21 protein-coding genes are annotated in these 22,249 nt (G+C 35.3%); 11 read left to right on the top strand and 10 right to left on the bottom strand.

All coding sequences use genetic code 11. From position 1 onward, the window contains the following. Positions 1-2 precede the first annotated feature (2 nt). The 9 genes from JOE44_RS02595 to JOE44_RS02555 all read left to right on the top strand — a co-directional run bounded on the left by JOE44_RS02595 (position 3) and on the right by JOE44_RS02555 (position 5,912). Positions 3-347, top strand: a complete 345-nt coding sequence (locus JOE44_RS02595) for a DUF2116 family Zn-ribbon domain-containing protein (RefSeq protein ID WP_209784217.1) — start codon at positions 3-5, stop codon at positions 345-347. Positions 348-371: 24 nt separating this feature from the next. Continuing rightward, positions 372-1,292, top strand: a complete 921-nt coding sequence (locus JOE44_RS02590) for a TIGR01777 family oxidoreductase (protein ID WP_209784216.1) — start codon at positions 372-374, stop codon at positions 1,290-1,292. Positions 1,293-1,351: 59 nt separating this feature from the next. Continuing rightward, a complete protein-coding gene (gene nudK, locus JOE44_RS02585; protein ID WP_209784215.1) occupies positions 1,352-1,933 on the top strand; it encodes a GDP-mannose pyrophosphatase NudK in 582 nt (193 codons plus the stop codon). 69 nt (positions 1,934-2,002) lie between these two features. Further along, a complete protein-coding gene (locus JOE44_RS02580) occupies positions 2,003-2,461 on the top strand; it encodes a DUF2750 domain-containing protein (RefSeq protein ID WP_209784214.1) in 459 nt (152 codons plus the stop codon). A gap of 22 nt (positions 2,462-2,483) precedes the next feature. After that, the gene (locus JOE44_RS02575) at positions 2,484-3,167 is read left to right on the top strand and encodes a DUF2306 domain-containing protein (RefSeq protein WP_209784213.1); all 684 of its coding nucleotides are present in this window, start codon (positions 2,484-2,486) and stop codon (positions 3,165-3,167) included. Positions 3,168-3,420: 253 nt separating this feature from the next. After that, entirely contained in the window at positions 3,421-3,801 is a 381-nt protein-coding gene (locus tag JOE44_RS02570; protein ID WP_209784212.1) for a VOC family protein, read from the top strand. Between the two features lie 209 nt (positions 3,802-4,010). Continuing rightward, a complete protein-coding gene (locus JOE44_RS02565; RefSeq protein ID WP_209784211.1) occupies positions 4,011-4,775 on the top strand; it encodes a hypothetical protein in 765 nt (254 codons plus the stop codon). Between the two features lie 210 nt (positions 4,776-4,985). Beyond that, positions 4,986-5,312: a hypothetical protein gene (locus tag JOE44_RS02560; RefSeq protein ID WP_209784210.1), complete on the top strand. Its 327-nt coding sequence runs from the start codon at positions 4,986-4,988 to the stop codon at positions 5,310-5,312. A gap of 153 nt (positions 5,313-5,465) precedes the next feature. Next, positions 5,466-5,912 carry a KTSC domain-containing protein gene (locus JOE44_RS02555; protein WP_076597776.1) on the top strand — a complete coding sequence of 149 codons (447 nt, stop codon included), beginning with the start codon at positions 5,466-5,468 and terminating at the stop codon, positions 5,910-5,912. A 459-nt stretch (positions 5,913-6,371) separates the two neighbouring features. On the opposite strand, the gene JOE44_RS02550 is transcribed toward JOE44_RS02555, so the two are convergent. The 4 genes from JOE44_RS02550 to JOE44_RS02535 all read right to left on the bottom strand — a co-directional run bounded on the left by JOE44_RS02550 (position 6,372) and on the right by JOE44_RS02535 (position 12,677). Beyond that, on the bottom strand, positions 6,372-9,563 hold the full coding sequence (locus JOE44_RS02550) for an efflux RND transporter permease subunit (RefSeq protein ID WP_209784209.1): 3,192 nt from the start codon (positions 9,561-9,563) through the stop codon (positions 6,372-6,374). Positions 9,564-9,570: 7 nt separating this feature from the next. Continuing rightward, positions 9,571-10,632 (bottom strand): efflux RND transporter periplasmic adaptor subunit, encoded by a 1,062-nt coding sequence (locus JOE44_RS02545; RefSeq protein ID WP_209784208.1) that lies wholly within the window; start codon positions 10,630-10,632, stop codon positions 9,571-9,573. Between the two features lie 9 nt (positions 10,633-10,641). Beyond that, positions 10,642-11,994, bottom strand: coding sequence for a TolC family protein (locus JOE44_RS02540; protein ID WP_105682070.1), 1,353 nt, complete (start codon positions 11,992-11,994; stop codon positions 10,642-10,644). 89 nt (positions 11,995-12,083) lie between these two features. Then, entirely contained in the window at positions 12,084-12,677 is a 594-nt protein-coding gene (locus JOE44_RS02535; protein WP_034695556.1) for a TetR/AcrR family transcriptional regulator, read from the bottom strand. A gap of 178 nt (positions 12,678-12,855) precedes the next feature. On the opposite strand from JOE44_RS02535, the gene JOE44_RS02530 reads away from it, so the two are divergent. Next, complete coding sequence (locus JOE44_RS02530) at positions 12,856-16,185, top strand: gliding motility-associated C-terminal domain-containing protein (RefSeq protein WP_209784207.1); 3,330 nt, start codon at positions 12,856-12,858, stop codon at positions 16,183-16,185. 37 nt (positions 16,186-16,222) lie between these two features. Here JOE44_RS02530 and JOE44_RS02525 read toward each other — a convergent pair whose 3' ends face one another. Further along, positions 16,223-17,047: a S1-like domain-containing RNA-binding protein gene (locus tag JOE44_RS02525; RefSeq protein WP_209784206.1), complete on the bottom strand. Its 825-nt coding sequence runs from the start codon at positions 17,045-17,047 to the stop codon at positions 16,223-16,225. A gap of 137 nt (positions 17,048-17,184) precedes the next feature. On the opposite strand from JOE44_RS02525, the gene JOE44_RS02520 reads away from it, so the two are divergent. Then, positions 17,185-17,631 carry a hypothetical protein gene (locus JOE44_RS02520; RefSeq protein WP_209784205.1) on the top strand — a complete coding sequence of 149 codons (447 nt, stop codon included), beginning with the start codon at positions 17,185-17,187 and terminating at the stop codon, positions 17,629-17,631. 80 nt (positions 17,632-17,711) lie between these two features. Here the strand turns inward: JOE44_RS02520 and JOE44_RS02515 are convergent, their stop codons facing one another. From JOE44_RS02515 to JOE44_RS02495, 5 genes are all read right to left on the bottom strand, one after another. Beyond that, positions 17,712-18,566, bottom strand: coding sequence for a DUF4476 domain-containing protein (locus JOE44_RS02515; RefSeq protein WP_209784204.1), 855 nt, complete (start codon positions 18,564-18,566; stop codon positions 17,712-17,714). Between the two features lie 120 nt (positions 18,567-18,686). Beyond that, a complete protein-coding gene (lpdA, locus tag JOE44_RS02510) occupies positions 18,687-20,090 on the bottom strand; it encodes a dihydrolipoyl dehydrogenase (protein ID WP_105701327.1) in 1,404 nt (467 codons plus the stop codon). Between the two features lie 130 nt (positions 20,091-20,220). Continuing rightward, entirely contained in the window at positions 20,221-20,607 is a 387-nt protein-coding gene (locus JOE44_RS02505; protein ID WP_209784203.1) for a cupin domain-containing protein, read from the bottom strand. 37 nt (positions 20,608-20,644) lie between these two features. Further along, positions 20,645-20,989 (bottom strand): hypothetical protein, encoded by a 345-nt coding sequence (locus JOE44_RS02500; RefSeq protein WP_209784202.1) that lies wholly within the window; start codon positions 20,987-20,989, stop codon positions 20,645-20,647. 68 nt (positions 20,990-21,057) lie between these two features. Beyond that, complete coding sequence (locus JOE44_RS02495; RefSeq protein WP_209784201.1) at positions 21,058-22,137, bottom strand: glycosyltransferase; 1,080 nt, start codon at positions 22,135-22,137, stop codon at positions 21,058-21,060. Between the last annotated feature and the right edge of the window lie 112 nt (positions 22,138-22,249).

The following is a 22,249-nucleotide window of genomic DNA, read 5'->3' as shown; positions in this document are numbered from 1 at the left end:
TCATGAATTGCCTGGAATGTGGCGAGAAAATCATCGGAAGATCAGATAAAAAATTCTGCAACGATGCCTGCCGGAACGCCTACAACAATAAGCAGAATAAGGATTCTAACAATTTAATGCGGAATGTTAATAACAAACTCCGTAAGAATTACCGCATCCTGATGGAAATCAATACCGATGGTAAAACAAAAGTTTTAAAATCCAAACTGGATGGCTTAGGTTTTGATTTCGATTATTTTACCAATCTGAAAGTTTATAAAAACGGCTCTGAATACAAGTTTATTTATGATTACGGATATAAACTTCTGGAAGATGACTTTATACTGATTGTAAAAAATCAGGCATAACCCACACCCCACAAGTATAATATTATGAAAGAAGTTGTTCTCATCACCGGAGCCAGTGGCATGATCGCTAAAGAGCTGGCAAAAAAAATAGGTAAGGAATATGAGATTAGGTTTCTGACCCGAAAAAAAGTGCATGACTATGAGTATGAATGGGACCTCACAAAAGGAATAATTGATGAAACCGCTTTGGAAAATGTTTCTCACATCATTCATCTTGCAGGTGCCAATATTTCAGAAAAACGCTGGACTCCCGAAAGAAAAAAAGAATTGATCTCCAGCCGAATTGATTCCGCAGAATTACTCCGAACGGCTTTAAGAAAGAATAAGATAAAGCTTAAGTCTTTTATTTCAGCTTCAGGAATCAATTTTTATGGTACAGAAACTTCAGAAAAGATTTATTCAGAAAATGATCCTCCAGGTAATGACTTTCTCAGTGAAGTGGTCGTTTTATGGGAAAGAGCAGCTGATGACTTTAAAGAACAGGATCTGGCAGAAAGGGTGGTCAAAATACGAACTGCCGTTGTTCTTTCTGAAAAAGACGGCGCTTTAAAAAAAATGGTACCTCCTATTCAATATGGTATCGGATCTCCGCTGGGAAGTGGCCAGCAATATATGCCATGGGTTCATATTGAAGACATTTGTTCTATTTATGAATTTGCTTTAAAAAATCCTGAAATGGACGGAGCGTATAATGCTGTATCTCCACAACATGCCACCAATAGAGAACTGACAAAAAAAATTGCCCAGGTACTTGAAAAACCTTTGTTCATGCCTAATGTTCCGGGATTTGTTCTTAAATTGTTATTCGGAGAGCTTGCTACTGCTATTCTGGAAGGTTCCAGAGCTTCTTCAAAGAAACTTCAGGACACTGGTTTCCATTTCAAATTTCCGGATCTGGAGAACGCTTTAAAGGATTTATTAAAGAAGCAGCCGTATAAAAGATAGAACCTTTTAATTAAAAAATATTTACAATACCCATTGATTATAACACAGAAAATATTCTAATGAAAAACCCCAATATTACCCTATTAAACACAGAAATTCTTTCAGATAACTGGTATATTTTAAACAAAGTCACTTATTCAGTATCGAAAAAAGACGGAACCACAGAAACTCAAAGCAGAGAAGCCTACGACCGAGGAAACGGAGCCGTTATCCTTCTTTATAATACAGCCTTAAACACGGTTATTCTCACCAGACAATTCAGATTACCCACATACATCAATGGAAATTCTACAGGCATGCTTATTGAAGCCTGCGCCGGACTGCTGGATAATGATAATCCGGAAGATTGTATAAAACGGGAAACTGAAGAAGAAACCGGATATAAGATTTCCCGCGTTGAAAAGATATTTGAAGCGTATATGTCTCCTGGATCTGTAACGGAAATTCTTTATTTCTTCATTGCAGAATATTCTCATGAAATGAAAATCAATGACGGAGGCGGATTGGAAGAAGAAGGTGAAAATATAGAAGTTCTGGAATTATCGTTTGAAGAAAGTCTGAAAATGATTGATGCAGGAGAAATTAAAGATGCAAAAACAATCATGCTTTTACAGCACTTACGAATCAAAGGAATCATGTAGACATCAATGATGATTGATAAATGATGAGTAAAATATTATTCATAACTTCTAATTTATAATTAAATAAAAATGCTTCAAGATCATATTACAGTTCAGAACCGTTATAAAGACTTTATCAGGAAAATCAGCGAAACGGAAGTAGTGTTTGCATTAAAAGATGATAAAGGATATGCAACCTCCTACTCTAACGAGGCAGAATACGAAGATGGTGAAGAAGTACAGATTATCTGTTTCTGGTCTGATGCTGCAAGAGCAAAATCATGCATAGAAAACGAATGGAATCAGTATGAACCTTCTCCTGTTCCTCTTAATGAATTTGTAGAAAACTGGTGCCTGGGTATGAATAGTGACGGATTATTAGTGGGAACTAATTTTGACAGCAATCTGTTGGGTTATGAAGCTGAACCTTTGGAAATTATCCTTGACATTATTGAAGAACTTAAAGCTTCAGAAAAATCATTGGAACTGAGAAAGTTTAAAGACATGGAAGATCTGGAAAAACAGATCAGAGAAGTATGGGAAGAGTAATCGTTGATATAAAATGAAGGTTTTGGGAAAAAAGATCATTAAAATAACCGCTTTATTTTTAGTTCTTCTTTTCAGTATTTTAATGCTGAAAACTATTTCCCAGTACACTTCTCTTGAAAAAAATATCGGGTTTCTTGCCTTTAAGCAAAAGGTTGTAAATAATCCGTACTGGATGGCTTTTTTCTATATTCATATCTTTTCCATAACGCTTTGTCTTCTGGCCGGTCTTACGCAGTTTTCAAGTCGGTTTTTGGATGAAAACAGAGATCTTCATAAGATTATTGGGAAAATATATGTTTACAATATTCTGATCATTAATGTTCCGGCATGTTTTGTACTTGGACTTTTTTCCAATGGAGGAATAATCGGAATTACAGGATTTCTGATACAGGATGTGCTCTGGGCATATTTCACCATTGCTGCCGTACTTTTTATCAAAAAGGGGAATATCAGTAAGCATAGAACGTATATGGTTTTAAGCTATGCCGTAACCACCACAGCTATTACTTTCAGAATCGTTAAGAATCTGTTTTATAATGAAACCCGCCATGATTACGAGCTTTTTTATGGATTGAATGTCTGGGCAGCCCTTTTTATCAACCTTTTGATGGCTTACTTAATTCTCAGAAAAGATTTACTGCTACCTGGAAAAATCAACATTGGAAAAGAAAATATACAAGCTAAGAAAAGAAATCAGAAAAAATGAGGCGATAAATATTAAGGTATTAAAAAGTACCGCATATTTATTATTCCTGGTCCATTTACCAAAAAAGCGCATAATCAGATAAGAAATACCTCCAAAAAGAGCGATAATAAAAAGAAGGAAAAAATAATATATCATGGTTTCGTGTTAATTCATGTAAATCTATCATTTTAAATCTAAAAAAACAATCCATAACGGGATCACAGCTTTATAAACAGCCTTAATTCTGATGAAAATTGTTGTTAATCATTAATTTATGAAAATAAAGAACCTTGACCACCTTGTCTTAACAGTGGCAGATATTGATAAAACTATAGAATTTTATACGCATGTTATGGGATTTGAAGTGGTTGTTTTTGGGAATGACAGAAAAGCACTCATCTTTGGAAATCAAAAAATTAATCTGCATCAGAAAGGTCATGAATTTGAGCCTAAAGCAGAGCTGCCAACCTGTGGTTCTGCTGATCTTTGCTTTATTGCAGAGACCGATATTCATGAGGTGATGGAAGAGCTAAAGCAGAAAAATGTAAACATCATTGAAGGGATTGTAGACAGAACCGGAGCTGCAGGCAAAATCAAATCGGTTTATTTCCGTGATCCGGATCAGAATCTTATTGAAGTAAGCAATTATTATTAATAAAAACACCTCTATATCAGCTTTTTACTATTCAATTTTCAGGATTTAACGGATTAAGATTTTTAAAATATAAAGGCAGCAGTATAAAATCCATATAAAATTTGCAAAAACCATTGAGAAAATCTATTTAATCCTTTATATTTTGAATTTAAAGCCTTAATTTTGCATAGAAATTCAGAAAATTCGGATTCTTTCAACAATTTATGTGCATGAAAAAAATGATGATTGGGCTTGCTTTGGCCTTATCCATTACAATCTGGGGGCAAAAAACTCCTGCAAAAGCAAATAACCTGACTCCTTACAGCTATCAGACTTTTAATTGTGACAATAAGGGGTATTTTGATTCGGCTAAATATAAAAAAGAAGAAATAGACGGAATTAATAAACTTTTGTATCAGTTCAATGGCGTTGTATTTGACACCCAGCCTGTTTTTAAAATTGCCCAGCTTGAAGAAATCCGTAAAAACAGAGAAACTTATCTACAGGAGCTTGAAAAGCAGTATGAAGAAAAGAAAAAGGAATTATACAGCCTTAAAGTAATTGATCTTCCCAAATGGAAAAAATTAATGGAAGAAACCATTGATTCTTTTGAGAATGAATACCAGCTTAATAAAGAAGAAATCCTTGCTTATTCTGATCCTTCTACGCTAAGAAACAGTAAATATTACACTACCTGCAGAGAACAGATTGATGCAATATCCTCTCCCGACAGAGAAAAAATGTTTGCTGCATGGAGAAACTATACGGAGCTTAAAAGCAGAAATAATGCAGATCCAAAAGGAGTAATGGCAAGATTTGATGCCAAAATGAATGATCCCCAAAAAGAAGATTATGCATTAATTGATATGATTGGTCTTGGTTTTCACAACTGTGCCAACAGCAGTTTCAGACAGAAACGTAATGATGAAGATACCTCTTACAAAGATTTTGATAAGATCTTTACAAAACTGAAGAGAACTTGTGATGAACCCTAGGATGATTAAAAAATTGAAAGATTTAATTATTGAAAAATACAATAGCAGCACTCGAATTGAGTGCTGTTTTTTTTATTTTAGATTGAATAAAACTTATATTAGATGCTTAATTAGCTTATAAAACCAAATTGGTCATTAAAGTCAAAAAAAGATATAAAAAACTCCATTTTATATTTTTATTCAGAATTAACATTAACAAACTTAAATACAATGTCTCCAGAAGAATTTGTAAAAAACTTTTATGTAGAGAAACAAAATATTCTCCATTCCTGTTTTAATAGTCAATCCGAATATAAAAGTATAACTTCAATAAAAATTGAAGAATTAAATTTGGATGAAATTCAAACTGAAAAATTGAAGAAAATAGTTTCAGGTCTTCTGACAGACACATTTTATACAATTCTCCTTGGCTTAGATGGCTATGCAAGTATTGGTACTATACAAGAATCTTTCAAAATTTATGATGAAGAGAACAATTTAATATCGGATGATGGAGATTTAGAAGGCTATGCTTATGAATATTTTCACCGAGAATAGATACATCTTATTTGAAGATTCAAATCCTCTATTTCTTTTACTATCAATTCCATGCAAGGAAGAATCAAAACTAAAACAAATTAAAAATGAATAAGTTATGATTTTGTGGATTTAATTTCTTAATTTTGCACCCCGAAAATAAGGATTAGAGATATGAAAAAAATTGGTGAGCACAGAACACTTCTTGGAGTAGATAAAAATGTTACTTTAAAAGAATTAAAGACGATTTACAGAAATGTGATGAAAGATACGCATCCTGATAAATTTATTAATGATGAAGCCGGAAAACTGGAAGCTGAAGAAAAAAGTAAATCTGTAATTGAAGCCTATCACTTTTTGGTAAGTATTAATTCTGAAACACAGGAAAAGTACAAAGAAGAATATACTGAAACCATTACAAAATCTAATATTCAGGATTTTTATCTTGAAAAATCAATTTTAACGGTTCAGCACCTGAACGGAAATATGTATGAGTATATGGGAGTTCCTAAAAACACTTACATTAAAATGATCAACGCTGATTCACCAAGCCGTTTTGCAAGAAGACACATCTACGGAAACTTCGTGTACAGAAAGTCCGGAGAAGCGATGGCAGATTAATTTTTTACATTACAATATATAAGAGCTTTCAGTTTTTGCTGGAAGCTTTTTTGTTGCCAAAAAACGGAATGTTATGTTTTGGCTAAAGCCAATATTGGCTGTTATAAATTTAAGCGGGCTAAAGCAAGCCCCTATTGAATGAGTCAAAAGTTAACAGTTTACGTTTGTCATTCTGAACGAAATGAAATGTAGTGAAGAATCTCATGGGTTTATTACAACTGAGATTCTTCCTTCGTCAGAATGACACAAGCCGATAATTCAACTTAAAAACAACTTATTTTCTCTTAACAAATATCATTCGGCATTTATCAATAGAAATGGGCTTTAGTCCATTTACAATAACAAATAGTATCCAACGGCTTTAACCAAAATCCATATAACCAATTTTAAATCATCAAATATCAACAAAAAAGCGCCTCAGAAAATCTGAGGCGCTTTCGGTTAATTAAAGGTTTAATTTTATTTATCTACATGTTTCGAAGTAAATCCATCTTCACTTAGCTCTCTATGTACATATTCAGCTTTCATTTCAGCTTCATAATCCACTTTTTCATGTTTACCCATTCTTCTTAAGATAGAGTCAAATATTGAATAAACTACCGGTACAATAATTAGGGTCAGGAATAATGACGATGTCAAACCACCGATAATTACCCAGGCTAATCCATTGTTCATTTCTGCTCCGGCACCTTTTGCAATTGCAATCGGGATCATACCGAAGATCATCGCGATAGTAGTCATCAAGATCGGACGAAGACGTGCGTGGTTTGCCTGAATTAAAGCATCATGCGTACTTGCACCAGCCGCTTTCCTCATATTCGCAAAGTCGACAATCATAATTGCGTTCTTCGCTACCAAACCAATCAACATGATCATCCCCAGCATCGTAAATATGTTCAATGAATTTCCTGTGATGGCAAGAATAACCATTACCCCGATCAATGCCAGAGGAATAGAAAATAATACCACGAAAGGATATACAAATGAGTCATATAATGAAACCATTACCAGATAAACCAATACAATAGCAGCCATTAATGCAATTCCTAAAGTACCGAAACCTTCAGTCTGGTTTTCCATATCACCACTCCAGATGTAGCTTACTCCGGCCGGTTTGGTCTTTTCGTTATCCATAAATTTAGCAGCCCATTCATTGGCAACATCCCCTACAGGACGACCTACTACTTTAGATTTTACCTTTACAGAAGGTGCTTTATCTCTACGCTCCAACAAACTTGGTCCTGAACCCATTTTTACTTCTGCAAACTGGCTCAGTCTTACCTGTTCTCCTTTAGGATTGGTAAACATAAGATTTCTTACATCTTCAATAGACTTTCTGTTTGCATCACCAAAACGGATATTAATATCATATTCATATTCTCCGGCTCTGAATTTCCCATCTGTATTTCCGTTAAATGCAGTTTGCATTGTTTGTCCTACACTAGAAAGATTTAAGCCTAAAGAAGCCATTTTATCTCTGTCAATATTCACCTGTACTTCAGGACTTCCAGAGTCAGTTGATAATTCTGCATCTACAGCACCAGGAACTTTTTTAAGCAACTCAAGAATTCTGTTTGCTTCTTTATTGGCTGTTTCGTTATCCTGAGCTGTCACTACCATTTCAATTGGTGCATTGTCTGCTCCCATTAATCCAATTGGTGCTGTTTTAAATTCAACTCCAGTGAATTTTTCTTCTAAAGCCCTCTTGATTCTTGCGGACTTGATATCTGTGCTCTCATTACGTTCAGATTTATCTACCAAAATCACCTGAATCTCTGACTGATACAATGTAGCCTGTGCTCCACCAAAACCTGATGACTGCTGACCAACTGTTGTGATCATATCTACAACATCTTTGTCTTCTCTCAGATATTTTTCAACAGCAAGAGTAATCTGGTTGGTTTTTTCTACAGATGCATCTTTTGGTAACTCCATCTGAACTAGGAACTGTCCTCTATCCATTTTAGGGAAGAATTCACCTCCAATAAATCCAAATGCAACCAACATAAATGAAGAGATCAAAATGATAAATGTTACAATAACCGTCATTACTCTTCTTAATGTCGTTTTCAAGCACCATTCTAAAATTCCTGTGATCCAGTGTGTGAATTTTTCCAGTTGCTTTTCGAACCAAAGAATAAATTTCTCAAAAGGATTTTTACCTGAAAGGTGTACCAATTTACCATATCTTGAAGATAGCCAAGGAATAATAGTAAATGAGGCCAATAATGAAAGCATTGTCGCAATAACTACGGTAACGCAGAACTGTGCCAGGATATCAGCAACCAATCCCGAGCTCATTGCAATCGGTAAGAATACCACCACAATTACCAATGTAATCGCCGTTACGGTAAATCCAATTTCCGATGCACCATCATATGCCGCACGAATTCTGCTTTTCCCCATCTCCATGTGACGATAAACGTTCTCCAAAACTACAATTGCATCATCCACAAGAATACCAACAACTAATGAAAGTCCAAGTAAACTCATCAGGTTTAAGGTATATCCCATAAGATACATTCCAATCACCGTTGCAATCAATGACATCGGAATAGAAACCATAACGATAAATGCGTTTCTGATGTTATGAAGGAAGAGTAACATTACTACTGCTACCAGGATAATCGCTAAGAATAAATCGAAAATTACATGGTCTGCAGCTTCAAGCGTAAAGTCTGTTGTATCATCTACAATATTTATTTTAATCCCCTGAGTTTTGTAATTATTCTGAACATCAGCGATTGTTTTCTTAACTAAATCTGAAACGGAAACCGCATTGGCATCAGATTGTTTTTTAACCTGAAGTAAAATCGTTGAATTCTGGTTATATCTTGCCACTTTCTCCACATCTTTCTGTGTATCAAAAACGGTTGCAATATCAGATAAACGCACCTGAGCTCCATCTTTATTGGAAACTACAAGATTATTCATTTCAGCAACATTTTTATACTTTCCAGAAAGTCTGATCGTAGATCTGGAAGTTCTCGTTTTCAAAGCTCCCGTTGGGAAATCCAAGTTTGAAGAAAGAATTGCCTGCTGTACATCTGCAATGGCAAGACCGTATCCCTGCATTTTCTTTTCATCTAAACTTACCTGAATTTCTCTTTCCTGCCCACCTACAAGGTCTACCTGGGCAACACCATTTACACGGGAAAAAATAGGTTCAATTTTTTTATCTAAAAGATCATAAAGATCTTTATTATTCAGTTTATCACTGGCAATACTCAAAGTCATGATCGGAAGATCATCCAATGAGAACTTTTGCAAAGAAGGAGGATCTGCATCATCGGGAAGATCTGCTAAAATAGCATTTACTTTTCTCTGTGCATCATTCAAAGCATAGTTCACATCGGCACCGGTATTCAGCTGCACCATAATAACCGATAAACTTTCGTAAGATGAAGATTCTACTTTTTTCACGTTTTCCAAAGAACCAACAGCATCTTCAATTTTTCGGGTTACCGAAGTTTCCACCTCAGCAGGCGAAGCTCCCGGATATACCGTAGAAATGGTTACCATATTGGTTTCAAACTTTGGAATCAACTCATACCCCATCATGGAGTAACTTAATAAGCCACCCAGCGTAAGTATCGTAAATAATACGATAACCAGCGATGGCCTTTTAATGGATATTTCTGCTAACTTCATCTTCTGCTTACTTTACGATATTGATTTTCGAACCGTTATCAAGATTAATCTGCCCGCTGGTAATTACCTGTTCGCCACCATTCAGTCCGCTTAAGATCTGAACTTTGTCACCGTATACTTTACCAGTCTGAACTTTAATTAATTTAGCAGTACCATTATTTACAATAAATAACTGTCCTGAACTTACTCCATTTACAAAAGCTTCTGCAGGAACAGTCAGCATATTTTGGGTTTCAGCACCGTGATTTGTTTTAAATGTAGCAGTGGCATACATCCCTGCTTTTAAGTTTCCTTTATTCTGAACTTCAATTTCAACCGGGAAATTTAAAGTAGCATCACTTTTAGGAGCAATGAATGTAATTCTACCGCTGAAAGAGTCTTCCGGTAAAACATTAACATTAATTGAAACTTCCTGACCGAGCGCGATTCTGCCAACCTGGCTTTCGTCTACCAATACAGAAAGTTTAAGACTGTTGATATTAACAATTTCAAACATGGAAGTCCCTACAGAAACCACTGTTCCCGGCTCAACCATTTTCTTATTGATGGTACCACTGATACCTGCACGAATGCTGGTGTCATTCACTCTTACTCCCTGAGCTTTCACAGCGGCCTGTGCATTTTTCAGCTGAAGTCTTGAGTTATCAACCTGCTGTTTTGTAACACCTCCTGTTTTAAAAGCATTTTCGTAACGCTGATTATCGATAATCGCATTTTGCAAATTATTCTGAGCCTGTGTAACATCCACTTCGATGGCATCTCTCTTGATCGTTGCCAGCACCTGTCCTGCACTCACTCTTGAACCTTCTTTTACCAAAACGCTTACAATACGTCCTGAGATTTCAGAAGACTGGTTCATTTCCTGCTTAGGAATGAAAGTCCCGTTGGCAGAGTAATCTGTATCAATATTTTCTCTTGTAACAGTTACAATATTAACGTTGATTTTATCTACCTGCTTGGCAACTTCTTTTACTTCCTGTGTCTGCTTTTCTTTGTTCCCGGCAATCTTGTAAGCGGCTAAACCTATCAGTACTGCTGCTACGATGATATATATTAAAGTTTTTTTCATTTTAGTTTATTATAAGTTTTGTAGTGTGTTTAGTTCACCCTTAGCTTTTATCAGCTTGATCTCGGCCTGTTTGTAATCCAGTAATGCATTAGAATAGTTCTGTTTCGCCTGTGTCAATGCATTTTCAGAATCCAGCACCTCAGTAAGGGTTGCTAACCCGTATTGATAATTTGACTGGGTATTTTTCTGAACCCTTTCTGCCAATCCTACATTATCTTTCATGCTTTCGATATTAATCAATGCATTTTCCATGTTGGTGACTGCATTTTTATAATCTAAACTTAAGCTCAACTGAGTGTTTTCAATGTCAACATCAAGATCCTGAATATCAATTTCTGCCTGATTGATCTTTGCTTTTGTAGCTCCTCCTGTGAAAATAGGAATATTTACATTCAAACCAATTGCTGAATAATCACTCCAAAGAACCCCTTTACTAAGACCGTTTGTTAACGGGAATTTTGCTCCGTTTGCTCCCCATCCGTAGTTCGCAGTAAGATTTACTGATGGATAAAGATAAGCTTCGGTTGCTTTTTTATTGAAAACCAAAAGTTCCCTGTTTTTATTCAAAACTTTGATCTCTGTACGGTCATTAAGATTGACATTGCTCGCAATCAGCTCAGGTTTTGGTTGAATTTCTTTTTCTTCAAGCTCGATGTCTGTAGAAATCGGGATTCCCATATAAAACTTCAGAGCATTTTTTGAAAGTTCAACAGAGTTGATTAGAGTCTGCTTATTGGAACCAATATTCGTAAGCTGAACATTTGTCCTGTCTAAATCGATGGACTTTGCCAAACCATTATCAACAAGGCTTTTAATAACATTTCTTACTTTTTCAGTATTGGCATAGCTGGCTGTTACCGTTTTAAGATTTTCCTCCTGTACAAACACCTGATAATAAGCGGTTGCTACATTTTCAATAATCTGTTCATTGGTTAACTGAGCATTCAGTACATAAAACTCTCTTGTAGATTTTGCCGCTTTAAGTCCTGTAAATACTCTTTGGTCAAAAATCGCCTGCTGAAGTTGTACAGAAGCTGTTGAACCCCAAGGCTGGCCAAACTGAGCCCTGATTTTTTCTCCTCCAAATTCCAGCAAAGATTCCTGAATAATCGGATTATAGGTTAAACCCGCCGTAGCAGTGACCTGTGGCAAAGCACCGGCTCTGGCTTCATCAATCTTATATTCGGCTTTTTTGACCTGTAAAGCAGCTTTTTTAGCTTCTGCCTTATTTTGAAGTGCCTGTTTTATAGCTTCCTGCAGGGAAACCTGCTGCTGGGCAGACATCAATGTTGAGCCGAAAATCATAAATGCTGAAGCTATCCCAATTTTTAGCTTTGTAGCAGTTATACGTTTTCTATTCATAATTTTATACTTCGTTTATTTTTTATTTAATTTTCAGTCATTATTTACTTCTAATTGACGAATCATTTTCAGAAATACTTTAGTTTTTTTTAGTTTTTGAACAACATATTGATAATAATCTCTTTTCGTTCAGAAATAATCTTATCATATTCTTCATCATTAATTAATAAATTCTCCATAAACAATGGTCTTATGGCGCTTGGAAATACTAATAGAGCAACCATATTAAGAATAAACTGAACAGGTGCCATTTTCTCAATATTTCCCAATTCCATTTCTTTTTCGATATCCTTGTACATATCATTCAGGATATCTTCTTCAATTTCTCTTTGATGGCAGGTTCCTTTATTAATCTGTGATACGATATACGTTTCCAGATACGGATACTGAAGACTGGTAGAAAGGCTGCTTTCTATGAATTGGCTGATCTTTTCTTTAAAAGGCAGATCAGAATTCTGAATGATCTTCGATTTTTCCTGTTCTACTCTTTGCGCTTCATCAAAGATGATCTGGATCAGCTTATCCCTTGAACGGAAATAGTAATTAATAAGGGTTCTGTTCACTCCAGCTTCATCTGCAATCTCCTGCGTAGTAGCATCAAATTTTCCTTTCACAAAGAACAAATTCTTCGCTGTCTCCTTGATCAATTCCTGTGTTTGGTCTTTTTTTGCTTGATTTGACATTTTTGTTAAACAAATTTGTGCAAATTTATAGTAAAATTTATTTTTGACAAAATTGTTAAACAAAAAAATTAAACAAAAATGTCATGACATCCATCATGTTTCTTGATTGAAGTTTGCAATTATTTATCATTTAACAAGAGGCCTATTTTTATATCTTTGCCGCAAAAATTAATAACCGATGAAGAAAATCCTTTCGCTGTTCATGGTTTTGAACGCGGTACTTCTATTTTCACAAAATCTGCTTTGGCATTTTCAGACGACAAGTCCTATCATAGAATCTCAGCATAATATTGCTTTTAGCGGTACAGACTCACAAGGAAATATTTATGTTGGAGGGAAATATGGTCATTATGCATTTCCCAGCATCAATAGTATCACATTCGATAATATTACCAAAACTACCAGTGTGGATGAGGATTCAAGGGCTGTTATTGCAAAGTTCGACAAAAACAAAAATGTAATATGGGTAAAAGAAATCAGGTCAAAATATTCTTCATCAATTACTTCCTTAGTAGTAGATAAACAAGACAATCTGGTATTTACAGGATATACAGATGGGCATGATTTAAAATTAAACCCTAACTCAGAAACTATTTTTAATACAGGAATTAACTCTGGTAGTGCATTTATGGCAAAACTGGATGTTAATGGAAATTTTGTCTTTGGAAATATTTATAATTATGTGTATAACATGACCTGTACTATTGATTCTAATAACAATATAATCTCGACAGGAAATTATGCTAATTATCCACCTTTATTTATTACTGATCTGAATCCGGATCCTAATGTTGTATTTAATTTACCTGCTCCAAACGGTTTATTTGTTATGAAGAATACTCCTGCCGGAGCTTTTTCATGGGCCCGTCCAATTCATGCTCATAATACCCCGACAATTCATACCGTAAAGACAGACCAAAACAATAGTATCGTTATTCTTGGCCACTTTGAAGCAGGTTTGAAAATCGATAATAATAATTTCCCTTCCAATAATAGTAGTTACAATCAGGCCTTTTTAGCAAAATTCAATACGAATGGAAACTTCACCTGGTATCAGCCATTGACCTATTCAAGTATATATCTTGGAACAGCGAACTCAAAGATTGAAATTGACAATGCCGGTAATATTTATACCGCCAGCACTTATAATCAGCCGCAAAATATTGTCTTTCCAAACACAACAATCAATGCTCCTGTGGAGGGGCGTACAATGATCTATAAAATAAACTCGAATGGTCATTTGGTATGGAATTCTCTCATCAAAGGAGATGGCAGCTATGACTTTCTCTCTATTAAAATGAATGCTGACAATACGCTAAATTTTTTTGTGCGTTATACGGATAATATGATTAAGGTTGTCAATGGAAATAACAATACTGAGGAGATTGTAAAAAGAATGGATATAGGCCTTAATTATAGCTATTTGACCAACGATGCTCAAACCTATTATTTAAAATTCAGAAATGACGGCAAATTAATATTCAACAAAAGTGATTTCTCTTCTTATACTTTTGACCAAAACATAGATTATGAAGGGAATATTATTCTTACCGGAAATTACGATGGATATCAGGACTTCAATCCTGATCAGGATATTAAAGAAATAAAATATACCAATAGCGATGTAAACTCTTTTGTTCAAAAATTTGGAAAATGCTATAATGGAACTCCCGATGGAGACAAGATACAGACGTTTTGTTCATTAATAAATCCAACAATACATGATTTACATCCTAATACATCCTACACTACCTGGTATGATTCTTTAACTTCTACTACTCCTTTAAGCAGCACTACTCCGCTACAGCATAATACTATTTATTATGCTTCTGTTCAGGACGAGTCCTGCCCTTATAATAATAAAAGATTGGCGGTAAAAGTGATCATCAAAAATTCTCCACCCACATTAACTGTAAATGACTTTTATTTTTGCAGTAATGTGAATCAAATGACTTTATCCCAACTGAACATTAATAATAACCAAAATATCAGGTTTTATAATGCTGCCGGCAACCTGATGAACAGTAGTGCGTATATTATTGAAGGTGCTCAGTATTATGTTACTCAATACAGTGCGGAATGTGAGAGTGATAAAGCTCCTTTTAAAGTATTTTCAATACAAGGTGTTACCCCTACAGGAAACACCCAACAAACCTTCTGTGCTACCAGCAACCCAAAGATTTCTGATATTCAGGTTACAGGACAGAATATAAAATGGTATGATGCAGCAGGAAATATTTTACCTGCAACAACTGCTCTTGCCAATGGGCAAACCTATTATGCTACTCAAACCATTAATGGATGTGAGAGTAATAAAATAGCTATTCAGGTGACCGTAAATACTACACCTAAACCTACAGCCAATGCCAATCAGGATTTCTGTGCGTCTGCCAATCCTACATTAGAAAAAATTGTTGTAACAGGTACATCGCTTACGTTTTATAATGCTGCAGGAAATGTTATCCCAATGACAACTCCGCTTGTAAACGGACAAACATATTTTGTAACCCAGACATTAAACAACTGTGAATCTGAAAAACTGGCAATTACTGTAACGCTGTCCACAGATAATGTACCAGCAAAGGATATTACACAGGTACAATGTAATACAACTACGGCAAACTCAATGGTTGTGAATCTTCACTCTTATGAAGCCAGCATTATTAATAATCCAGGAAATTATATCTTCACGTATACTGATACTGCAGGAAATCCTATTTCCAATCCCTCGGGTTATGTTTTAAATGTGGGAACAACGCTTATCCATGTAAGAGTTGCAACTCCAGATGGGTGTTTTAAAGTGGTAAGATTAAACCTTACACTGAATCCTAAACCTATTGTTCAGCTTCCTGATACACTTGATTTCTGTGAAGGAAAATCCGTTGTACTGGATGCAGGATCTGGATTTAAGTCTTACGAATGGAATACCGGAGCAACCACCCAAACCATTACAGTAGCCACTCCGGGAACTTATACAGTGAAAGTAACCAACATTTTCGGATGCGAAAGTACAAGTTCTACTCAGGTGAGTTATTCTGTTTTAGCGCATATTGTTTCCGTGAATATTACCAACAATACAGCTACAGTTATTCTTTCTCAGAGCGGGAATTATGAGTTTTCTTTAGACAATTTCACATGGCAGGATTCCAATATATTCACCCACTTACAAATGGGAGAATATATCGTATATGTGAGAACAAAATCCGGATGTACGATCGGAAAGAAAAACTTCTCTATATTCAACATTCCTAATGCTATTAGCCCTAACGGTGATGGAATCAATGATACCTGGAGAATTGCAGGATTGGAAAACTATCCGGGTACTGAAGTCAGCTTATATGACAGAAGAGGTGCTATGGTGTATAAAGAAATTATTAAAAACCGACCTTTCCAATGGGATGGAAGATATGAATCACATGCTGTCTCTACAGGAAATTACTGGTATACCATAAAAGTTTCTGACGGAAGAATCTATAACGGATGGCTTCTGATCAAGAACAGAGAGTAACAAAAAACGAGCAGAAATTTCTGCTCGTTTTTTTATGTTATAATAATTTGATTTTATCCTCTGAGATATCGATGATTTTATCTTTATAAAGTCCTCCGATTGCCTTTTTAAAGTTCTTCTTACTCATCTGAAGCTCATTCTTGATTTCTTCAGGAGAAGACTTATCTGATACATACAGAAGTCCGTAATTTTCCTCCAGCTTGTCCAGAATCTTCTGCTTAAACTCATCAATATTTTCAAAACCTTCCGGTTGTAAAGAAATATCTATCTTCCCGTCTTCACGTATTGTTTTGATGTATCCACTTTCTTCTGACAGCGGATATAGCTTTTTGAAAACATCGGAAACATAGATCAATCCAATATATTGTTTGTTGATAATCACGTTCCAACCCAGCTCACTTTCGTTCATCATAATCAGATCTACTTTGTCTCCTTTTTTGAACGGAAGCTCTTCATACTGTGGATTTCTCTTAAACTTTGTAGTCCCTGTAATCAGTTCCATATCTTCATCTACATACAGATAAACCAGATATCTTTTTCCTTCGATGATTTTGGTTTTCTGCTGCTTGTAAGGGATAAATAAATCTTTAATAATTCCCCAATCCATAAAAGCTCCACTTGGAAGACTTTGTACACAGCTCATCACCGCAAATTCACCTACTTCAGCCAATGGAATTTCAGTAGTAGCTTTCAATTTATCATCATCCTGATAGACAAAAACTTCAACCTCCTCACCTATTTCTTTTTCATCCTGAATAAAGATTTTAGGCAGAAAAGCCTTTTCACCGGATTCATCTACGAGGATCCATCCTGAATTAATTTTTTCTGAAATTGTTAAAGTTTGAGTTTTTCCGAGTTGCATTGATGATAAAATTAGCTGACAAAGGTACGGAAATTTGAAGATGCCATCCTAGTCAATACCGTTATAATTCTTTTGAAGACTTATTTTAGCCTTTCATAAAGACTGTAAAACGCTTACATTTGAATAAAAAAACAATCATGAAAAAGTATTTCATCCTACCTTTTTTCCTTTCGGTTATCTTTTCAAATGCTCAACTGCTGGAGAAAACAGCGGTGAATATTTCATATCGATATACCGGAAGAAATGTTGTGCAGGCCGGATTAGAATACAGATTTGGAGAAAGCTACGAAGGTTCTATTATTGCGGGCCCCTCTTTGCTTTATACCCGTGTTAATGAAACAGATAAATTGATTCCCGAAATGAATATCAATTTTCTCCGTGCCGGATTGTTGATTGGGGTTTCCGCCAACCCCTATTCAGTGGAACCAAGAATAGGGGTTTCACTATTTAATGCTGTATTTCTCAATACCGGATATGCTTTTCCTATTCACAGAGATAAATATTTTAAAGGAATAACCTTTGGAATACAGCTTAATATCGCTCCGAAACATTCTAAGTTTTATGATAACCTGAAAATAATGTAATCAAAAACATAGGTTTTGGCTGAAGCCAATGGAAATCCTATAAAAAATAAAAACGAGCTAAAGCTCGTTCTTATTGAATATTATAAATTAGAAATATAATCCATCAGTTCCCGTTTGCTGCTTTCAAAATCAAAGGCATCATACACCATGAAATATCTTTCTTTATCGGCACAATTTCGGTACATAGACTTCGCCAATGCCAATTTTTTATTATCAAAACTAAGGGCTTTTACCAGATCTCTTATTTGTGCAGAAGTAAACATAGAAGTACGCATCTGCTGATTGATCATGGCTACTTTCCCGTCATCAAACTTTTCATTTCTCATCATCATATCAAAAAACTGGCGGAAAGAATTGTTATCCATAACATTTCCTTGGTTATACCAGTCATCCGATTGATTTCCGTAAGGATTATTCCAGATGTCATTCCAATCATTAAATCCATATTGATTCTGAACAGGGTAAGAATCCAATAAATAGAGACCTTCATTGGTGAAAAAATCAAGTACCACTCTATTGTTATTACGAAGCATCAACGTTGTTCTGTACACCAAGAAACCACTTTCATAAATTGAAATGGGCATTCTCCCTGATGACAAATCAAAGAATCTGTATTTTCCGGAACCATTGGCCATCATCTGATCTCCAACCTCAACGGTAAAAAAGCCCTGCTCAGGAATTCTGAGAAAAACTTCTGCATATCCGTAGTTTCTGTTCCACTGATAATTTGGATTATTATTTCTGTTTCTCTGAGGAATAGTATTATTTCCAGGTCTCATCCCATCAGGGCTTTTGTTTCTTTCATTTAAGATTTTGGGAGATCTCATTTCTGTAGCTGAAGCTTCATTTTTTAATAATTCTCCTGCCTTCCCCGCTTGCTGAGCAAATGAACTCATTCCTGCCAAAAGCATCCCACTGATAAAAATCTTTTTCATACATGAAATTTTCAAAAACCATCTCCATTTTTATGCCAAACCCATATAAAAAAGGCTGTATCAAAAAGAAACAGCCTTTAATTTTTAAATATTTAAATGATTAAATCTTTTAATCAAATATTACATATGAATTGGCCTTTTTGCCGTAGCATCCAACGCAGCTTCTTTAATCGCTTCTGCATAAGTTGGGTGAGCATGAGAACTTCTTGCGATATCTTCAGCGCTTGCACGGAATTCCATAGCAATTACTCCTTCTGCAATAAGGTCAGCAGCTCTTGCTCCTATGATGTGCATTCCTAAAACCTCGTCTGTTTTTTCGTCTGCAATAATCTTAACAAGACCATCGATATCACCGCTTGCACGGCTTCTACCTAATGCTCTCATTGGGAAAGATCCAACTTTGTAAGCTACTCCTTCCTCTTTCAGCTGCTCTTCAGTTTTACCAACTCCTGCAACTTCCGGCCATGTATAAACAACACCAGGAATAAGGTTATAGTTGATGTGAGGTTTTTGTCCAGCTAATGTTTCAGCTACAAAAACACCTTCTTCTTCAGCTTTGTGAGCAAGCATTGCCCCTTTGATAACGTCACCAATAGCATAGATATTCGCAACATTCGTTTGTAGGTGGTCGTTTACTTTTACTCTTCCTCTTTCGTCAAGTTCTACTCCTGCTTTCTCAAGGCCAAGACCATCTGTGTAAGGTTTTCTTCCCACAGAAACTAAACAGTAATCTCCTTCTACTACTACTTCTTCTCCTTTTTTATCTTTAGCCGTGATCTTTACTGTATCTCCGTTTCTTTCAACCGCAGAAACCGCAGTAGAAAGCATAAACTTCATTCCTTGTTTTTTAAGAACTTTAGTCAATTCTTTGCTTAAAGCTCCATCCATTCCAGGGATGATTTTATCCATAAATTCAACAACCGTTACCTGAGCTCCCAATCTTAGGTATACAGAACCTAGTTCAAGACCGATAACTCCACCTCCGATTACTACCAGATGCTTAGGAATTTCTTTAAGGTTTAAAGCTTCCGTAGAAGTAATCACTCTTTCTTTGTCTAAAGAGATGAAAGGCAGTGCAGATGGCTTAGAACCCGTTGCAATGATTGTATATTTAGATTCGATGGTTTCAGAAGAACCGTCGTTTTTCGTCACTTTAATCTGAGTAGCAGATTCGAAGCTTCCTACTCCTTCAAAAACAGTAATCTGGTTTTTGTTCATCAGGTAGCTGATTCCGTCAGTGTTTTGTTTGATCACTTCGTTCTTACGCTCGATCATTCTTGCGATATCTGCCTGAGGCTCGTTGATGATAATTCCGTGACCTGCAAAATTGTGTTTTGCATTTTCGAAATGTTCAGAGCTGTCAAGAAGCGCTTTTGACGGAATACATCCAACGTTAAGACAAGTTCCGCCTAAAGTTGAATATTTTTCAATAATTGCTGTTTTGAAACCTAATTGTGCTGCACGAATAGCAGCCACATAACCACCGGGACCAGAACCTATTACGGTAACATCGAATTGACTCATGTTATTGTATGAATTTGTTTATTATTATCTATCTTAATTCTCACAAATTTACATATAAATTACCAAGCACCAAAGTGAGTTTTATCAATTTTAAAAATGATAATTATATGCTTTAGTTTTATGAAAAATGTTATTTTATGAACTTTATATTTTCTTCATTCCCTTCCTTCAGGTAAATTGCGGTGAAGACCAGGGGTTTTTCAGCTGATGCATTATCAAAATGAAGAATTTTCACGTTTTTAGGTTCGTAAAAAGCATCTCCTGCATGAAGCACCACTTTTTGTTGTCCTTCAATCTGAAAAAAGGCTTCGCCAGAATTTATAATTCCTAAAACGGGACAGGGATGCAAATGTTCGGGAGCTCCTTGTCCTGCAGCCATTGTTATTTCCTGAATTTCTGTAGATTTAACATTCTGATCAAGAGCCGTTTTTAATAATTCTTTTCTGGAGATGGTCTTCTGCTGAGCTGCTAAAACAACAGAGTTCAGCATCAAAATAACAATTATAAATGGCTTCATTGATTAGATATTTAATGTATTGAATCAGTATATAATATTAGATATTCAGTTTTCCTTGTCCAAATGTACCTGTGCTTTCAAAAAAAGAACCACCATATACATACCAGTCAAGGCTTTCCAGATATTCCACTGCATTTTCCGGAGTAATCTGTGAACGCTCTTTTTTCGAAACAATTCCTTTGTACCATCTTGCTGATTTGGAAAAACTTTCATATTCAACAAAATAATGAATCCATATTCTTTGGCACAGCTTGCACTGTTGAATCGTTACTTCTCCATATCTTCCGTCTGTATGATCTATACCTAATTCCGAACTTCTGAATTCAGTATAATTGAAGTCAGGTTTTTCACAGGCACATCCTAATTTTTGGATTTTATTCATTGATATTGATTTAATAAAGCCCCAAATCTAAGAAAATAAACCTCCATAAGGCAAATAATATGATGAGACTACTTCATTAAATCCAGCAAAACTTTCTCATATTTATCCAAAATAATATTCTTAGAAAAACGTGATTTAATCGAGTTTTTTATAGCATCTCTGTTGTAATTGTTCTGCAATACGGTTACAATCTGCTGGGCAAAACCATCATAATTTTCAATATTGGCAATTTCACCATTTATATTGTGCTGGATAATTTCATTAATTCCCCCGGGACAGTTATTGGCTAAAGAATAAGTTCCGCAGGCTCCTGCTTCCAGAAGAACATTCGGAAAACCTTCATATCTTGAAGAAAGAATGAATAGATCAGCATATTTCAAGTACTGATAAGGATTCTCCTGTCTGCCATGGAAGATCACTTTTTTCAGTCCTAAAAGTTCTTTTGTCTGAACCAGAATGTCTTTATCTTTTCCATCTCCCAAAATATGAAGCATAATATTCTGATTTTTCAGTCTCGAAAAAACTTTCAGTAAGTTGTCAAATCCTTTTCTGGAAGATAAATTACCAATGGCAACCACATTTTTATAATTGTATTTGAAGCATTCTGGTTTTAAAGATATTGCCATTTTATCTTCAATGAAATCAAAGTCTACAGGATTATTGATCTTGACAATTTTTTTCTTTTTAATATTAAAATTATCCACCAGATCTTTCATCATATCATCACTCTGAGCAATGATTCTCTGATAATTATTGTAAAAATTATAGAAGAATTTAATCTCTTTGCGGGTTACATGCTGGGTAACCACATTGGTTTCCCTGGCAATGAATTTCGTTCTTGGAAAGAGTTTTATAAATAGAGATAAATAGGCATTTACCTCTCCGAAACCTGAGAAAACAATATCCGGTTTTCTTCTGTAGATTTCTCCTAAAATAGGCCTTAATGAGTGTCTTATTCTTTCGGTATTGATATCGATGATTTCGACATCTTTTTTCAGAAAATTCAAATATCCGCCTTGTTTACGTAACAGCAAAATCTTGGGTTCAAACCGATCTCTGGAAAGATGATTCGCTATAGTAGTAACAATCCTTTCTGCTCCCCCGGTTTCTAAGTCCGGCAGAATAAATATGACAGATATCTTTTTCATCAGTGTAAAGTTAGTAAAAAGTTTGATTAAAAGTCAAATATAGGAAGGGTGAAGATTGTTGTTTTGATGGTAATTAACAGAAATTAACTAAGCTTTAAAATCTGATTTGATT

Source organism: Chryseobacterium sp. PvR013 (genome assembly GCF_017833095.1).
GTDB classification, from domain to species: Bacteria; Bacteroidota; Bacteroidia; order Flavobacteriales; family Weeksellaceae; genus Chryseobacterium; species Chryseobacterium culicis_A.
The sequence above is the reverse complement of the archived record's forward strand: the minus strand, read 5'-3'. Positions and strand labels throughout refer to the sequence as shown.

Excerpts from the sequence above, each read along its gene's own strand:
- JOE44_RS02595 (WP_209784217.1), top strand. The coding sequence starts at position 3 with ATGAATTGCCTGGAATGTGGCGAGAAAATCATCGGAAGATCAGATAAA.
- JOE44_RS02590 (WP_209784216.1), top strand. The coding sequence starts at position 372 with ATGAAAGAAGTTGTTCTCATCACCGGAGCCAGTGGCATGATCGCTAAA.
- nudK (WP_209784215.1), top strand. The coding sequence starts at position 1,352 with ATGAAAAACCCCAATATTACCCTATTAAACACAGAAATTCTTTCAGAT.
- JOE44_RS02580 (WP_209784214.1), top strand. The coding sequence starts at position 2,003 with ATGCTTCAAGATCATATTACAGTTCAGAACCGTTATAAAGACTTTATC.
- JOE44_RS02570 (WP_209784212.1), top strand. The coding sequence starts at position 3,421 with ATGAAAATAAAGAACCTTGACCACCTTGTCTTAACAGTGGCAGATATT.
- JOE44_RS02565 (WP_209784211.1), top strand. The coding sequence starts at position 4,011 with ATGAAAAAAATGATGATTGGGCTTGCTTTGGCCTTATCCATTACAATC.
- JOE44_RS02560 (WP_209784210.1), top strand. The coding sequence starts at position 4,986 with ATGTCTCCAGAAGAATTTGTAAAAAACTTTTATGTAGAGAAACAAAAT.
- JOE44_RS02555 (WP_076597776.1), top strand. The coding sequence starts at position 5,466 with ATGAAAAAAATTGGTGAGCACAGAACACTTCTTGGAGTAGATAAAAAT.
- JOE44_RS02550 (WP_209784209.1), bottom strand. The coding sequence starts at position 9,563 with ATGAAGTTAGCAGAAATATCCATTAAAAGGCCATCGCTGGTTATCGTA.
- JOE44_RS02545 (WP_209784208.1), bottom strand. The coding sequence starts at position 10,632 with ATGAAAAAAACTTTAATATATATCATCGTAGCAGCAGTACTGATAGGT.
- JOE44_RS02540 (WP_105682070.1), bottom strand. The coding sequence starts at position 11,994 with ATGAATAGAAAACGTATAACTGCTACAAAGCTAAAAATTGGGATAGCT.
- JOE44_RS02535 (WP_034695556.1), bottom strand. The coding sequence starts at position 12,677 with ATGTCAAATCAAGCAAAAAAAGACCAAACACAGGAATTGATCAAGGAG.
- JOE44_RS02530 (WP_209784207.1), top strand. The coding sequence starts at position 12,856 with ATGAAGAAAATCCTTTCGCTGTTCATGGTTTTGAACGCGGTACTTCTA.
- JOE44_RS02525 (WP_209784206.1), bottom strand. The coding sequence starts at position 17,047 with ATGCAACTCGGAAAAACTCAAACTTTAACAATTTCAGAAAAAATTAAT.
- JOE44_RS02520 (WP_209784205.1), top strand. The coding sequence starts at position 17,185 with ATGAAAAAGTATTTCATCCTACCTTTTTTCCTTTCGGTTATCTTTTCA.
- JOE44_RS02515 (WP_209784204.1), bottom strand. The coding sequence starts at position 18,566 with ATGAAAAAGATTTTTATCAGTGGGATGCTTTTGGCAGGAATGAGTTCA.
- lpdA (WP_105701327.1), bottom strand. The coding sequence starts at position 20,090 with ATGAGTCAATTCGATGTTACCGTAATAGGTTCTGGTCCCGGTGGTTAT.
- JOE44_RS02505 (WP_209784203.1), bottom strand. The coding sequence starts at position 20,607 with ATGAAGCCATTTATAATTGTTATTTTGATGCTGAACTCTGTTGTTTTA.
- JOE44_RS02500 (WP_209784202.1), bottom strand. The coding sequence starts at position 20,989 with ATGAATAAAATCCAAAAATTAGGATGTGCCTGTGAAAAACCTGACTTC.
- JOE44_RS02495 (WP_209784201.1), bottom strand. The coding sequence starts at position 22,137 with ATGAAAAAGATATCTGTCATATTTATTCTGCCGGACTTAGAAACCGGG.